This window comes from Bradyrhizobium sp. Rc3b (assembly GCF_900114915.1).
Taxonomy (GTDB): Bacteria; Pseudomonadota; Alphaproteobacteria; order Rhizobiales; family Xanthobacteraceae; genus Bradyrhizobium.
The window spans coordinates 1-15,266 of sequence record NZ_FOUS01000005.1 but is presented as its reverse complement, the minus strand read 5'-3'; the positions used below and the strand labels follow the sequence as shown (position 1 = coordinate 15,266).

The 15,266-nt window shown below is 57.2% G+C and carries 6 protein-coding genes and 3 pseudogenes; 5 read left to right on the top strand and 4 right to left on the bottom strand.

The window, feature by feature from the left end:
- Window positions 1-22: 22 nt before the first annotated feature.
- Both BM190_RS12685 and BM190_RS12675 read left to right on the top strand, forming a co-directional pair.
- Window positions 23-2,281 carry a hypothetical protein gene (locus BM190_RS12685; protein WP_092254959.1) on the top strand — a complete coding sequence of 753 codons (2,259 nt, stop codon included), beginning with the start codon at window positions 23-25 and terminating at the stop codon, window positions 2,279-2,281.
- A gap of 986 nt (window positions 2,282-3,267) precedes the next feature.
- Window positions 3,268-3,666 (top strand): annotated as a pseudogene (locus BM190_RS12675) (DUF2130 domain-containing protein); the annotation flags it as partial.
- A gap of 56 nt (window positions 3,667-3,722) precedes the next feature.
- Here BM190_RS12675 and BM190_RS12670 read toward each other — a convergent pair.
- Together BM190_RS12670 and BM190_RS12665 are read right to left on the bottom strand one after the other, a co-directional pair.
- Window positions 3,723-4,580 (bottom strand): hypothetical protein, encoded by an 858-nt coding sequence (locus BM190_RS12670; RefSeq protein ID WP_092254953.1) that lies wholly within the window; start codon window positions 4,578-4,580, stop codon window positions 3,723-3,725.
- A 12-nt stretch (window positions 4,581-4,592) separates the two neighbouring features.
- A complete protein-coding gene (locus BM190_RS12665) occupies window positions 4,593-4,889 on the bottom strand; it encodes a hypothetical protein (protein WP_092254950.1) in 297 nt (98 codons plus the stop codon).
- A 2,245-nt stretch (window positions 4,890-7,134) separates the two neighbouring features.
- On the opposite strand from BM190_RS12665, the gene BM190_RS41890 reads away from it, so the two are divergent.
- Window positions 7,135-8,775 (top strand): caspase family protein, encoded by a 1,641-nt coding sequence (locus tag BM190_RS41890; RefSeq protein ID WP_092254947.1) that lies wholly within the window; start codon window positions 7,135-7,137, stop codon window positions 8,773-8,775.
- A 440-nt stretch (window positions 8,776-9,215) separates the two neighbouring features.
- Here BM190_RS41890 and BM190_RS41885 read toward each other — a convergent pair whose 3' ends face one another.
- Both BM190_RS41885 and BM190_RS41110 read right to left on the bottom strand, forming a co-directional pair.
- Window positions 9,216-9,791 (bottom strand): hypothetical protein, encoded by a 576-nt coding sequence (locus BM190_RS41885; protein WP_502686988.1) that lies wholly within the window; start codon window positions 9,789-9,791, stop codon window positions 9,216-9,218.
- 480 nt (window positions 9,792-10,271) lie between these two features.
- Window positions 10,272-10,565 (bottom strand): annotated as a pseudogene (locus BM190_RS41110) (hypothetical protein).
- Between the two features lie 945 nt (window positions 10,566-11,510).
- On the opposite strand from BM190_RS41110, the gene BM190_RS12635 reads away from it, so the two are divergent.
- Both BM190_RS12635 and BM190_RS12630 read left to right on the top strand, forming a co-directional pair.
- A complete protein-coding gene (locus tag BM190_RS12635) occupies window positions 11,511-14,615 on the top strand; it encodes an efflux RND transporter permease subunit (RefSeq protein ID WP_092255889.1) in 3,105 nt (1,034 codons plus the stop codon).
- A gap of 337 nt (window positions 14,616-14,952) precedes the next feature.
- A pseudogene (locus tag BM190_RS12630) lies at window positions 14,953-15,266 on the top strand (transposase); the annotation flags it as partial.

Genomic DNA, 15,266 nt, shown 5'->3' with positions numbered 1-15,266 from the left:
TCAAAAACTTGGGATCACGCCAATGAAGAGAAAATTTTTGCATAAGGTAGGACTGGCGACGGTCGGGTCCTCGATGATCCTCCTTTCTTTCCAGTCCGCGGCCGCGTTTTCGTGGCAGGAGTTCAAGCAAAAATGGCTCACGCCACCGGGCGAAATCGTGCTCAAGGAAAGGCTATCTTCGCGGTGGTCAGCGCTATCGCTCGCCGATCTTACGCTTCAAGCGGGAGAGATTCCGCGCGCGCACGATGCCGCTGCTTTTTTGAGCGCGCATGTGATTTCCGACTCGCTGAAGCTTCTTGAGGGAAGTCAACTCATTTACAATAGGGAGGGAAGTTCCCTCGCAGGGTCATCGGTTACGCTGCAGCGGGTGGAGCTTGTTCCCGGAATAGGGCAAATGAGCGCGCGATTATCGTTACGCGCTGCAACCAAAGACGGTGCGATTTCTCTGAGTCTCGATGGCGAGGCACTTGTCCTTGCCGTAGGAATCAAGCCAGGCGATGATGACGATCCTGCGTACCTTCGCATGCGGTTGGAGCCGCTCAGCATCCGTCCGTCCGCCGAAATCGGATTCTTTTCCTTTGCCGCGAAGCGATTCTGGGCATCATTGGGCGCGGATGCCCTGAGGCTGCTCGCCGATACGTCATTGTTTGAATTCCGCATACCTTTCACAGATCACACCGCGTTATCTCTTGGAATTGACGAAACTAAAACTGAAAAGGTGAACGATAGCGGGGCGACTCTGACGTATCGCACGACGCTCCCACCGAGTACGATCGAGCAGAAATTCAGCGCCTGGCCCCCTTTGGTGACGCCCGCCGGAATTTGGATACTCGCGCGGCGAACAGAGAAGGGGCAGATCGAGACCAATCCACCGCCCGCGCCCGACCCTGGCGCCCTGTCGGCGGCCGTTGCTGCGTTGGAAGCCAAAGTTTCGGCGATGCTCCCTCAGCCTCCTGCGAAGGACTTGGAGCTGTTCTTGAGCGGCGCGGCATTCAGTGACATGGCTCGTCGGATTGGCTCTCTCCCGAGCGAGAAGCGCACCATCACCATTGAGGTCATAGGGGCCGCTGGCCGCCTCGCCGACATCAAATGGCGGGACAAAATACTAGGTGAAGGAGGGGCTTACGCCGAACTTGCGAAGCCTCCTCGCGGGAAGGCGACACTTGAGATGAGTGTTCAAGATGTGCGCTGGAGCAAGAACGCGTTGGTGCTGGCGTTGTCTGGACAGCTTAAGGCATCGGCTCCGGTTCATGTCCACGTCGATCCGCTTATTGGTGGCGGAGCGGGAACAGATATAGGGATCGAAGGCAGCAGCAACAACACTGTCATCATTAACGTGAAGGTTCGCGCTCTCGATAGCCAGAACGCCCGTTTCGTTATTGTCGAAGCGACCCCGGAATGCGGCACGATCACGGCCGAGGTTACGAGCGACGGCAGACTGAAAGCGGACTTCGGCTGGACCTCCGTGCCGAAGATCGGCGCGAGGATGGCTATACCGCTCGGACGAGAGCCGCTTCCGCCTCCGCTACTGGTCGACACACGCCCTCAATTTGTGGAGATAGCGCCACGCGACCCCGACGGGGAGAAGGGACCATGGCGGGTGCGGCCCGCCTGGGGCGGGGGGATATTCCATCTGACCGAGGTCGATGGCGAGATGGAGGATGCTCGACTTCACGCCGGCGCGAAAGTGCGCGTAGATCGCGCCGCACCGCAGGGCGAAAGCGCCGCGGTGAAAGCGGCAAAAGAAGACGTGGCGAAAGAAACGCGAACGCTCCTCGATGAATGGCGGAAGGTTTCTGAGGCCGTGCAGGACGAAGACACAGGATGCAATGCGAAGGGAAACCTCGAAGTCTTGCTCGGCGATATCGCTATCGGACCAAACAATGAAGTAGTAAAGTTCCTGCGAAACGCGTGGAACGATCTAGTAAAAGGTCCCGGTGATAACAATGAAGCAGTCAAGGCGGGGCAGAAAATTGCTGATGCCCTGAATGCCTTTTCTCCGCACGATGACGCAGCTCGCGCATTGACTCGCGAAATCGCCAATGCCAGCGCCAAGATCTTTGGAGAAAACAGCCCCGTCACGAAAACCTTCGCAAGTGTCGACAAGGAGGTGAACAAAGTGCTGGACGATCCCGCCCGCGCCGCGATGGACGCGCCGCGCAACGCGATCACGGAAGGTGCCAAAGCCGTTGGCAATACAGTCCGAGAAGGAAAGAAGGCCGTCGATACGGTTGTCCGGGGGGTAGGCGACGCAGGCAAAAAGGCAGGCTTGTGGCGGTAAGTGCAGCATTCGAAGCAACATCCTGGAATACGCGCATGACTGATCAGGGACTCGCAAAACTTTGGCTCATACTCGGGCCGGCGTTGCCTATCTGTCGATCAACTTCTAGTCCTATTCGCAGCAATGGCGGATCGAGCTTCCGAGTATTGTTGATTTCACCACCGAGATCGGCAGCGACCGTCGGATAACGCATGCCGCGGCCATCTACGGCATGCTGCTGCTGGGTCCGCCATTGCTGTTACTTCTATCCCTAACGGCCGCATTTGCGCGCCACCATGGGTACGAGCGGCCAGCGTTTCGGATACCGAGGATCGGCGGATTTGGAATAGACCCGGCAACACAAGCGGGACGGCGGACTCAGGTTGCGACGGCGCTCGCCCTGCTCGGGATTCCGCTTGCGGCGCAAGTGCACTTCTTTCTGAAATTCATTGATGGGACAGCGCGGAAGGGCGACGCCTCCATAAAGGGGTTGGATCACTTCTGGTACAACAGGGCCACTGCGTTCGGCGGAGGATTCACATACGAACACGGTAAGCTACTTCCCCTTTATTGAGCCCTGGCTTATCGCCGGATTGGAATTGGCCATCCTGGCGCTTGCCGTTCGCGGGTTGCGGAGCATTTGGCTGTAGCACGCCTGCTTTAAAGGCCGGAGAACGCTGCAAAAGTTCAGAGGTCGCCTTCGAGAACATGCGAGACGCCGAGCGCGTTAATTAGTTCATTCGTTTGATGCTCAATCAATAAACAAAGAGACGTACGAGCAACAATGCTTTCGTGGGCCACCTTCGCGGCCAAGCCGATTCTCGCGCGATGTCGAGCCCAACGCGCCACGCGGTCGTAGCCGATTAGTCAACTGCTCTTCGAATCGCAGTGTGCATGCCGTCCGCGGCCAGTTCGGAAGTCCAATTGCGAACTGACCGAGTGTCGAGACTAGCTTCGATGCAGTCATTCAAATGTTACTCACATGTGTTCTATTTGTTAGTTGCGCGAAAATGTATGTTATCCGGCCGCAGTTCTTCCTCCCGATCATTACGCTCTTGCGGAATGCGGCCATCAATTCCCTTAAGTAAAAGACCGAGCTGGCGCTCGTGAAAGCGCAGAATATCGACATCACCCAGTTAGAGAACCTGCTTGAAACCTTCAAGGCCGCATTCTCGAAGAACTATGACCTGCCATCCAGGCACTACCAGACGGCGATTGCCGAGATCGACAAATCCATCGATCACCTGCAGAAGACCAAGGACGCATTAATCGGGGCCGATTGCAATCTGCGCCTTGCAAATGACAAAGCGCAGGATGTGACAATCAAGAAGTTGACCCGGGGTGATCCGACGATGGTGGCGAAATTTGCGGAGCTTAAAAGCTCTCCTGCTGAGGCTGCCGAATGAGCAAGGCCTGCTCGAGGCGGACGTCTAGTACCCCGATTTACGATGCTCCGCGCTCTCTACGGCACGAGCCGCCTACGGCCGAGCGAAGAGTTGAGCTGGTTCGTCAGGTGCTGACTGAACGAGATGTCCGACGGTGTGAAACCGTTGGGCCCCGTCGGGCCAAAGGTCAGAAGGAGCTCGTGCGTACGCGTCCGGTTCACGTTGAGTATCGGCGTTCCGCCGCCGGATAGCGGGATGAGCTTGAATTGTGGGCTAACACCACCGCTGGATACAACCGCGAACTTCAGATCGTAGCTATAGACGTCGACCTTTTCCGGTTTCTTATCGCCCGTCGGCTTCGACGAAAAGAGTAGATCCGCCGCCATCACGTGATCGCGCAGAAAACGCTCGATACCCAGGTCGGATCTTACGAAGAGAGAGCTGACATTTTGATTAATCGGCCAATCCTCGACATCACACATCTTCTTGTTCTTGCCAGGACCGGCAATCTTGGACACGCCCCAATAGGAATAGGTCGTATCCGTGCGCGTCGCCGTTGATGACAACTCGCCCGATAGACCGACACCCCAGCTCCGCCCGATCGAATTACCGGATTCCATTCCGTCCGTCAGCGTGCGGTTATAGGTGAGGTTGGGGGTGACCGCCGAGCTTTCCGCGATCGTCAGCGTCATTTGCAACTGCACGCCGTAGTCATCCGGTATCGCCGGGCCAAAGCTGGTCGGGATCTTGTTGACCTCGCGTATTGCTCTGATCGTCTCACAGAAAATGTTCCGTTTGATATTGAACACCATATCGGTGCCAATGTCTTGGGCTTCCCACCCCTCGGTAAGCTTGGGCGGGGTGAAGCCGCAGCCGGCAAGCGGGATCGCCAGGGCGAGCGCTATCGCGGTCGCCCTCAAAGAGAGACTGGACATTTGTTCGATCCCTTATTCCGGCAGCTTGACGCCGGAGTCGGGTTGGAGCTGCTTCAGCAGTTCAGTCGCTTCCCCATGCGGCAAAGCCTTGATGGTGACTTCGAACCCCGGATCGGTCTTCTTGACGATTAGACGGCCTTGATCACCTGCAGACTTGGCGAGTTCGGGAAGCAATTCGCCCGGCACATCCCCGAGTATGAAATCGAAATTGTCGCCTGATTTCATAATGCGAAGGGCGTCGATCTTGGGGTAGCAGAGGCTTCCCCAGAGGCGTTCGTCGGGCAAACAGGGCGGCGGATGCGGGGGCATGTTCGTCTCCTGAATATTTTTCCTTTGCAATGGATGCGATCAGGCCATGGACAATGGGACTTTCGCAAGCGTGTGGCGTCAATGTCGAGACAAAATCTTAAGTTGTATCATTATGGCAACACGGGGGGGAGGGCGCGATTTCCCTCCACAGTCTCTCTCACTGGTTTTGACGAAACCGTTCTGTTCAGTATAGCCGCTTAGCATACGCAGGATGTTCTATTTCAATTAGTGAGCGGCACGAGCTTTTCGGCCGCGCTCCTTAGCCGGCATGTTTTGTCTGGTGCATCAAGCCATCAGCTTACTGGAACTCAAGCTTTCATCAACAGTTGCGGCCAATGCTAATCTGGAGATTTCGCCCTTCATTTGGGGCATCCATCGATCTCGCTCGATCGGGCTCATCCGGCGGTTCTGAACCATCTTGTCGACACTCGAAGACATTCTGAGCCGTTTCAAGTGAAGTTGTCTCCCCGTGGAAGGCAAGACGCTTATGAGCTGCTGGCTGGCAGCGTGGACGTCAATCTCCTGACGAGCTCAGGCTAAAGAAGTGACCGCCGAGATGATCACCGAGGAAATGTTTCCGAAATGGCCGCCAGGCCAAGTGAAGCATGATGAGAACTCTTCCTTCGGAAAGTCATAAATCTGCGGCGGCGCTGCTGCGGGGAAGAGAGGCTCAATCTAGCGGTATTCGTTCGCAGTGTCGCTGCGATGCCGACGGTCATTGCGGTCCAAAGATGCTGCACATCAAGGATTTCGTACGGGTGAATAGCCGGTGAAGCCGAGGGAGATACAGGCCCACAACTGGAACGTCCGATAGCTAAGCCTGGCACCGCTATGCGCCCGCCGCCTTGCCCCCAGCTCTGCATATAACTACTCTCCACTGGTTACTCTCCACGCGGAGCTCAATCCGATACTGGCAGAAACTTGACATGCCAACGACGACACGCGAGTACATTGATTTTTGGGTCGAGAACAGGCGTTCACCCTGCGGAGCAATATGGTACGCCGGGGGCTTCACAAAGCGTGGACGAATTGGTTGGCCGCCTCATTGAAGGGGCCAAGACTCAAAACATCCCGCGAGAGGCCCTCGAGAAAGAGGTCGGTGATCTAAAGCAGTACATCACGAGAAAACTCGCGACTGCCAACCGGATTGAGCAGGATCGCCGCAAGTGACTTCGACTTGCACAGAGCCGATGAAGTCGCGTCTATCTTTGTTCCGATCACGAAATGCACAACGAGAACGGCCATGGCAATGCGAGAAGAAATAAAGCGAGTGATACATGCTGCGACACCCGGTATGTCGCAGCAGCTCTACTCAACACTGCTGGTGTTAGGTGAGCTCCTCAGCAAGGCACTCGACAGAATCGATGAACTCGAGAAGAAGGCCAACGGTCAACGGTAGACAGGCGCTAATTGCCGCCCGATCTCATTGCTCACGGTTTCTCCGGCTGCCTAGAGCGGCATCAGGTTAGCCACAGCCGAGGTCCGCAAATGGGTCACGAGCGGACCTCTCACAGTGAGCAGGCATGGTCCAGTCTGTGCCCGAAAGCCGATATTAATTAACTCCTAGCGATTGTTGGCATAGTCGGTTGCTGCCGCTTTGCAGGCCGCCAGCTTCAAACAAGCTACCACAGCCCCGTCCCGCACGGCGCTCTCATACGAATCGCCTTTGTGGTTCGCGTAAAGATAGGCCCCTAGCAAGGCCGCGGCGACCAAGACGACGACGTAGCGGGCCCGCTCCAAAATCAGCCGCGCTTTGGGGGTCTTCTGAATGCGAGGGACCGTCGCCAAGAATATGGCCGGTGTGCTCACAAGAAGGATGGCAACTTGGAGGCTGCCCGACGCGATGTCCAACCGCTTGAGAACCTGATGTTCGAGCCAAAGGCGGAGCGCAATGAAGCTCCAGATGGTGGCCCAGTAGGCTGGCTAGGTCGTCATCGTTGAAGTGGCGGCCGAGGCGGCGGGCCCGCAAGGGACTTGGGCTGATCCAACAGGATTTGGCTCTGAAGGCGGGCCGGATCGCACCTACGTGAGCCAAGTCGAGCAGTGCACCCGTAACGCACCATCACTGTCCTGGCCGTATTGGCGCGTGCCTTGAAGGAGACCCCCTGGCCACCAGCATTACGGCGATCGTCGCGGGAGGTCTTCTGGTGCACGGCCGGTCGTCCGGTTCCCCCTTTGGTGGCGCCGTTTCGAATCATCGTTTAGTCTGCAGCGTTTCAGAAGTCGATTACCTGAGGTGCAAACGATGCGACCGCGCTTCATTTTCATGATGTTCGTCTTACTTCTGGCCGCGGCGCCGGCACTTGCTGCCGAGCGAGTCGCGCTTGTCATTGGTAATGGTGCATACCTACGCGTGCCTACCCTCCCGAACCCTACACGAGATGCGACCGACGTGGCTCGTGCATTGGAACGTCTAGACTTTAAGGTCACTCAGTTGAGCAATGGGACCGCTGCCGATATGCGCAAGGCGCTAGTCGAGTTTGGCCGTTCCGCAGAAGGCTCAACGATGGCTGTAGTTTTCTATGCCGGTCATGGAATGGAAGCCGGAGGAGAAAACTGGCTGATTCCGACGGACGCCGAGTTGAGGAGCGATACAGATGTTGAGAGCGAAGCAGTCAGTCTGAGGTCGGTCAATCTTCAAGTTGGCAAGGCGCGACAGCTAGGATTGGTCATTCTGGACGCCTGCCGTAACAATCCCTTTGAAGTGAAAATGAAGCGTTCCTTGGCTACCCGCGCGGTAGCCCGTGGATTAGCTCCTACGGAACCAACGGATAACGTCCTCATTGCATATGCGGCACGTGACGGGACCACTGCCAGCGATGGCGATGGAAGAAACAGTCCATTCACGGCCGCGCTCCTTCGACACATCGAGACACCCGGGTTGGAGATCTCATTCCTATTTCGTCGAGTGCGTGATGATGTCATGAGGGCGACAAAGCGCGAACAGCAACCCTTTGTGTATGGGTCGCTGTCAAAGGAGGAGATCTACCTTAAAGGACCAACTGCAAGACCTCCGAATGCTCCCGCTTCTAGCGTTCCCGCGTCGTCCGTTGTTCCCGCGCCCACCGTGTCTACGCTCAACGCTGACAATAACGTCCCGAAGGAAGCAGCAACCGCGAGCGCAATAGCGGCTGATAGCGGTGTATTCACGCCTGAGGACAGCCAGCGGGTAGCAGCAATAGGGGCCAAGCAGCAATTGAAAATGCCGGAGTTCACCATCTCAGCCGATAGGTCGGCGTCATCTGGAGCGAATGCGAGGTTCGTTGGCGTGTGGTCCAGCAAGCAAGGCTGGCAAAAAGGCAGAGGCCGTCAAGGGATGTTAATTATTACGGCTGTTTCGGCAACCGGCTTGGCCAGTGGGTACTGGCTTTGGGGCCCACCTACAAAGGCGTCTTGGGAGCAATCGCCGGCCGGGTACTCCAAATTTGCCGAGTACATTGAAGGCAACGGCTTCTCACTGAAGTTCCGCGAGACGATTGCCGTAAAGCTGGACGGGAAGAACGTGATTAGATTGTCGAACTCTAATCCCGACCATCCGACTGAGAGGCCCACGATCGACCTCTACCCAGTGTGGCAACTGAATAAGCCAGCAGCTGTGGTCGGCGACCCGACGAACAATAAAGAGCGCTCCCAAAAGCCAAGGGAGACCAGCGCCCCGTCTTCAAGTGTCAGTCGCGAAGATCAAACGCGAGCGACGAAACAAGCCCAACAGCCTAGCGGGGACTCTCGATGCGACAGGATGCATGATCGGCTAGGTTGTCTCTGCGCTGTCCAAAACGGAGGCGGACTCTCGCCGGATGGCAAAAGGTGGTGGTCGAAGCGACACACGAGTGATCCACCCAATGAGGCGTTCGTTCGGTGCCAACTCCGAGCCGGCAGAACGTAGCGTCCGGTGCCGGGCCGGTCGCTTTGAGCACTAAGGTGGGGCATTGAGTGCGTTTACGATAGCCAAGGGAAAGCCTCTAAGGCCGTTGATAGCCCGTGTACTCCCTCCTTGCTAAGGGCGCTCCTCGAAATGCCCCTGCAAGTCGCCGTAAGAGCAGGCGTTACGGGGATAATGACCTTCTTGGTCGTCCGCCATTCCGAGCAGCCGGCATTGGGGAGAGCCTGACGGTCATTCCTTTGGGGGGCGGGGCAGGTAGCGGCGTCCTGCTCATCCCTCCAAGGTGCTCCGTCAGGAGACCTAGTGGTGGTGATGGCCGGGTTGGCATCATCGCCCGAAGGTTACCCTAGGGCGTGTCGTGGCGGGCATGAAGGTCTGCCTTCAAGGGTAGGGATGGTGAAAGTCGTGTGCCGACCGAGCTCTCCCCCTCTATAGGTCCTCTACTAGGGAAGGCTCGGCTGATGATGGTCTGGCAGGCTTCGCCGCTTTGGGAGGATCTCCCGCTCGGCATTATTCACGTTGGCCTTGAGAGACAGCGGTGTGAAGTTCGTTTGTTGCGACATGCCGGAGCCCAATGATCTCACCATTGGAGTTCTGGCAGTGGTCGCCCAGGCGGAGGCACAAGCGACTTCCAGGCGGACCAAGGACGCGTTGCAGATGGCACGTAAGCGCATCGAGGAGACCGGACAGCGAGGCCATCCAGAGGTTAGGCGATTGGTAACCCGAAAGGCGCAACTGCGCTCAGACGAGCCGGGAAACCAAACCAGCGAAGCGGTCAGAAACCGGTGGGCGTTGCACATAGGGCAGGGGCAGGAATGGCCTTCCGGCCGCTTGGTGCCGTCCACGGTGATGAGATGCCTCAGCACCAGAAACCTGGCATCCTTCGGGATGCGGTTGCGAAACAGGGACTCGATAAGCTCGGGCTGGGCGGTCTCTTTGATCCGCGCCACCGTCTCGTCGATCCAGATGCCTGTCGGTCGCGCCTTGAACGATCCTGGCAAGATGTCCAGAAGCGACATCGCGGCACGCGTGATTGAATCTTAGAGCAGAACGGAACACGCGACAAACTTGAAGCTTCGATGCGGGAGCGTTCAGTCAATTGCCCAGTCAAGCTAAAGCTTCCGAGCGCAAAAGCTTCCTTTCGAAAGGGGGAGAGAATAATAAAGGGCATTGGGCCCTAGTCATGTCGAGGAAGCCGTTCGCTGCTGTCGCCGATGATTTTCGACTGGCACTCGCGTTCTTGCAGGAAAATGGAAGCGTTCCAGATGCGCTGCAAATGCAAACTGCTAAGTGCATCCATGCTGCCACCTGCGGTCTGATCCTGTGGCGGTTTAGGTTAAAGAAACTGCTAACCAGGCAAATGTCTTCGTGGAAGAGATTGCCTCGGACGCCTCGCAGGTTCTTCCGCAAGTCATAATGGGCTTTGGGAAACCAGCAAGTCCGCAAGCGCGTGGACAATCGGCTAGGCCGCTGGGTCGGAGACGGGTTGGCGTGGGTGCCTAGCGCCGGTCCTCCTCGTCAGGGGCGCATTCTGGGCAGGTGTGTCACCAATCGAGTCCAGCACGTGCGAACCGCGGCCTCCGCCGTATGAGGGGATACGTCTGATGGCGGGTCTCGACGGGCGATATCGAAGGCGCTCTCTCGTGCATGCGGATCGGCGCGGTCCTGCATCCAACCGTGCTCCTCGCACTCGCGGATGGCGCCCGGTTCCTGGAGCATTTGGATTGCCCAGCCCGCAGAGTCCGTGTTGTCGGCCGTCGCTCATGCTCATCAGCATTGAAATGAGTCCGAATACAACGAATCCTGGGGCGGGTCGTTTGTTCCGGCTGCTAGCATACGGCTGGGGTTCCCAACTATCCGCAGCGCACCACGAACTTCGCCGGGAGAGAGCAACGTAAAAAGATGATTGCCGTCGCCAAGGGGCTTTAGAGGCAGTGACAGCCTGCTTATCTTGAACTTGTCGACGGTGACCGGCTCAAACCAGCCGACAGTCCACTGCGGCGCCAAGCGACGCCTTTGTGCGGCAGCCCACGTCGGTTCGACGCGGCTGATCGACAACGTAATACTGAGGTCGCCAACTCGGTAGCGCTATGCGTGGCTAAACCGGGCGCAGCATATTGAGCGGCAAGAAATGCTCAAGGCACTGCTCGAAAAAGGGGCGTCGAGCTGGTAGCCAAAGGGCCAACTCCGAGGCGACTAAGCGATAACGCGTGCGTACGGAATATTGTGGGACCGAGAACCCCTGCAACATCACGAGTTGCGCAACGGCGATCAGCGACCAATTTCGACAAACGTTGGTATAGTGCTTTGCAGCCCAGGCTATATCACCCATTTACCTTTGTAGAGTTGAGCACCCGTCAGATCGTTTGTACTTTCGATGTCGAACCTGGATCATTCGGTCTGCGGGTCAGTGCAAGCTGAACTGATGCCTTGCCGTAAGTCGTTGAGTTCCGATCAGGTGTCAGACGTTGGCCGATTGCACGCAAAAAGACAGGGGTTTCTGGACGGTGCCTACCATCGAGATCGCGATGCCATCAGAGCAACGGAATAACATTCACTCGAGAGCGACGAAGATGGAAGCGAAGGATAGGGCGTCCCTCGCGAGCACGTGAGAGGGCAGATTAGCCAATAGCACGTCCCTCATACTGGGGGGCCCCAGCACAGCCGCCGCATTGGCGATCATTGCCGCTTTAGACTTGCGGCAAATTTGCATTCCCCCTTTTGAAATGCGAGTCGAGATGGCCTTTACCGAGCTTTTCATCAAACGTCCGGTATTGTCTATCGTCGTCAGTTTCCTGATCTTACTGATCGGGTTTCGCGCGGCCACCGTACTGCCGATCCGCCAATATCCCAAGCTATCTAATACGGTCGTTAATATCACGACTTCCTATCCAGGGGCCTCCGCCGACATGATCCAGGGGTTCATCACCACTCCCCTGGAGCAGGCAGTCGCTTCCGCCGAGGGCGTCGACTACATTAGTTCCTCATCGGTTCTCGGTACCTCCACGATCCAAGTCTACATCAAACTCAATTTTGATCCCAACGAAGCGCTCACCGAGGTGCTCTCCAGGGTCAACTCAGTCAAATACTTAATCCCGAAGGAATCAAACGATCCGGTCATCACTAAGTCGACCGGTCAAGCCACCGCTGTCATGTATATCGCCTTCTCCAGCGAGGAACTGGCGGCCAGCGCGATCTCCGACTACCTCTCGCGCGTTGTGCAACCGGTTATGTCAACCGTCGACGGCGTCGCAGCGGCAGACATCCTGGGCGGCCAGAGTTTTGCGATGCGCCTATGGCTCGATACCGCGAAAATGGCAGGGCACGGCGTGTCGCCAGCTGAAGTTTCGGCTGCAATCGCCGCTAACAACTTCCAGGCTGCCGCCGGCCAGACCAAGGGCTATTTCACCATCTCCGATGTCACGGCAAACACGGATCTGCGGAGTGTCGATGACTTCAAGCGCATGATCGTCAAATCCAATGACGGTGGCTTTGTGCGCATGGAGGACATTGCGATAGTCGAGCTTGCGGCCCAGACCACAGACACCAGCGTCGCAATGAACGGCGAGCACGCGGTCTTTATCGGCGTTCGGGCAAGCCCCCAAGGCAATCCGCTAAACATAGCGCGAGGCGTTCGGGCGCTGTTTCCAGAAATGGAGCGTAACTTGCCGCCGTCACTGAAGATGAAAGTGGCCTACGACTCCACCAAATCCATTCAATCGTCGATCGATGAAGTGGAGAAGACGCTTATCCAGGCCGTCGTGGTCGTAGTGGTGGTAATCTTCCTATTCCTGGCCTCGCTGCGGTCGGTCATCATTCCTGTGATCACTATTCCGCTCTCGCTCGTTGGTGTCTGCAGCATGATGCTGGCGCTGGGGTTTTCATTCAATCTCCTGACTTTCCTTGCGATGGTTCTCGCAATCGGTCTCGTGGTCGATGACGCGATTGTTGTGGTGGAGAACATTCACCGCCATTTAGAAGAAGGCGCGCCGCCTCTTCAGGCTGCTACAAGGGGCGCGCACGAGATCGTCGGCCCTGTTGTTTCCATGACGATTACCTTGGCTGCGGTATATGCCCCAATCGGGTTTCTCGGCGGCCTCACTGGTGCGCTGTTCCGCGAGTTCGCGTTTACGCTAGCGGGAGCGGTGATCGTGTCGGGCGTGATCGCTTTGACGCTGTCGCCGATGATGTGCTCGGTCTTCCTGAGACGCGCAGAGGGGGGGCGGTTTGCAAGATTGATGAACCGCGGGTTCAGCACCATGACACGATGGTACGGTCGCAAGCTCGACCGCTCGCTCGACTATCGTGCGATTACCGGCCTGTTTGCGCTGACCATGCTGGGCCTCGTCGGCTTCCTCTATATGAATACTTCCAAGGAACTCGCACCCGAGGAGGATCAAGGTATCGTATTCGCTCTAACCAAGGCGCCGAGATACGCCAATATCGACTACCTCGACTATTACGGCACCAAGCTCGAACACGCGCTCCAGAAATTTCCAGAGACTGACTTGAGCTTTGTGCTCAATGGCGTCAGCGGCCAGCAGAGCGGCATGGCCGGCATGTTGCTCAAGGCATGGGACGAGCGAAAGCGATCATCGATCGTGCTAAAGTCCCTTGTCCAGGCCGAGCTGTCCAAAATCGAAGGCGTCAACGCGTTTGCCTTTAGCTTGCCGCCACTTCCGGGCGGTTCGGATGGCCTACCAGTGCAGATGGTGATCAATTCGACGCTTGGCTTCCAATCCGTCTACGAGCAGATGTCGAAGCTGAAGGAAGCCGCGCGGAAAAGCGGTCTGTTCATGGTGAGCGACTCCGACCTCGAGTTCAACCAGCCGGTCGTACGAATCAAGGTTGATCGATCCAAGGCCAACGAGCTTGGCATCACCATGCAGACCATCGGAAACGCGCTGGCCACCTTACTTGGCGGAAACTACGTCAACCGGTTCAATTTGCAGGGCCGCTCCTACCAGGTGATCCCGCAGGTGCCACGCGAAGAACGCCTGGCGCCGCAAGCAATCGGGAGCTATTATGTGAAGACTGCGGCGGGCTCGATGCTCCCGCTGTCCACCGTAGTCTCCATCGAGACTGCGACCGATCCGAACGCGTTGACCCACTACAACCAGCTCAACTGCGCGACCTTTCAGGCCGTGCCGATGCCGGGCGTCACGATCGGTCAGGCTGTGGACTTCCTGGAAGCGGAGGCGAAGAAACTGCCCGCAGGGTTCAGCCACGACTTCCTCGCCGAGGCCCGCCAATATGTGCACGAGGGTAACCAACTGGCCGTTACCTTTGGATTCTCACTAATAATTATATTTTTGGTGCTTGCGGCACAGTTCGAAAGTCTGCGGGATCCCTTCATCATCCTGATCAGCGTGCCGATGGCAATCGTCGGCGCGTTGATCCCGACATTCTTTGGCTGGGCGACGATGAACATCTACACTCAGGTGGGACTGTTGACCCTGGTTGGGTTGATTTCCAAGCACGGCATCCTGATGGTTGAGTTCGCCAATGAGCTGCAGCTGAAGGAGAGACTTGACCGTCGTTCGGCCATAGAGATGGCGGCGCGCGTCCGACTGCGTCCAATCTTGATGACCACTGCGGCGATGGTAGCGGGATTCATACCCTTGATGACCGCAACGGGAGCTGGCGCCGCGAGCCGCTTCTCGATCGGGCTCGTGCTCGTCGCGGGCATGTCTGTGGGCACGCTATTCACGCTCTTCGTGCTGCCGGCGGTCTATGTCGCGATCGCGTCCGATCATCGTGTCGATGCGAGCTCCGGCCGCGCGAAGATCGCTGCCGAGCTCGACATCACCGGCGCTGCTGATGCCCAGATGACCAAGCAATGATTATAAAACCAATCCAGGTTAGCTTAGTGTAGTGAGAGAAGCAGCCTGCGACCACTGCAGGCTCCCTTACGCATTGAGATCTTCACGCTGTGGTCATCCCGGGCTTGGCGACCATCAGTTGCTCGGTTAAGAACACGCCGGTGATCCGCGGCAGGACCCACTGTTTGCCGTACCCCATCGCAGTGTGTTGCTAATAGCGGTGCTCGCGGCTATCACCTTTCTTTTCGAAGGTGCAATCCTCGATTGGAGCGCTTTGCTTCTCGTTGAACGGCATCTGACCTGCCACTGAGTATTTCCTCCAGAAGGAGTTAGAGTCCGGCCCAAAAAGGACGGACAGATGAAGCGAGCAAGGTTCACGGAAGAGCGGATTATCGCAGTATTGAAGGAGCATGATGCTGGGGCGAAGACGGCTGACCTGGCACGCAAGCATGGGATCTCGGAAGCGACGATCTACAATTGGAAGGCCAAATTCGGCGGCATGGACGTTTCCGAGGCGAAGCGGCTGAGGGCCCTGGAAGAGGAGAATGCGAAGCTGAAGAAGCTTCTGGCGGAGCAGATGCTCGATGCGGCCGCTCTTCGCGAGCTTCTTTCAAAAAAATGGTAGGGCCCGCCGCCAAGCGCGCTGCGGTCGCGCATCTGCAGGCCGTCATG

Excerpts from the sequence above, each read along its gene's own strand:
- BM190_RS12685 (WP_092254959.1), top strand. The coding sequence starts at position 23 with ATGAAGAGAAAATTTTTGCATAAGGTAGGACTGGCGACGGTCGGGTCC.
- BM190_RS12670 (WP_092254953.1), bottom strand. The coding sequence starts at position 4,580 with ATGTCCAGTCTCTCTTTGAGGGCGACCGCGATAGCGCTCGCCCTGGCG.
- BM190_RS12665 (WP_092254950.1), bottom strand. The coding sequence starts at position 4,889 with ATGCCCCCGCATCCGCCGCCCTGTTTGCCCGACGAACGCCTCTGGGGA.
- BM190_RS41890 (WP_092254947.1), top strand. The coding sequence starts at position 7,135 with ATGCGACCGCGCTTCATTTTCATGATGTTCGTCTTACTTCTGGCCGCG.
- BM190_RS41885 (WP_502686988.1), bottom strand. The coding sequence starts at position 9,791 with ATGTCGCTTCTGGACATCTTGCCAGGATCGTTCAAGGCGCGACCGACA.
- BM190_RS12635 (WP_092255889.1), top strand. The coding sequence starts at position 11,511 with ATGGCCTTTACCGAGCTTTTCATCAAACGTCCGGTATTGTCTATCGTC.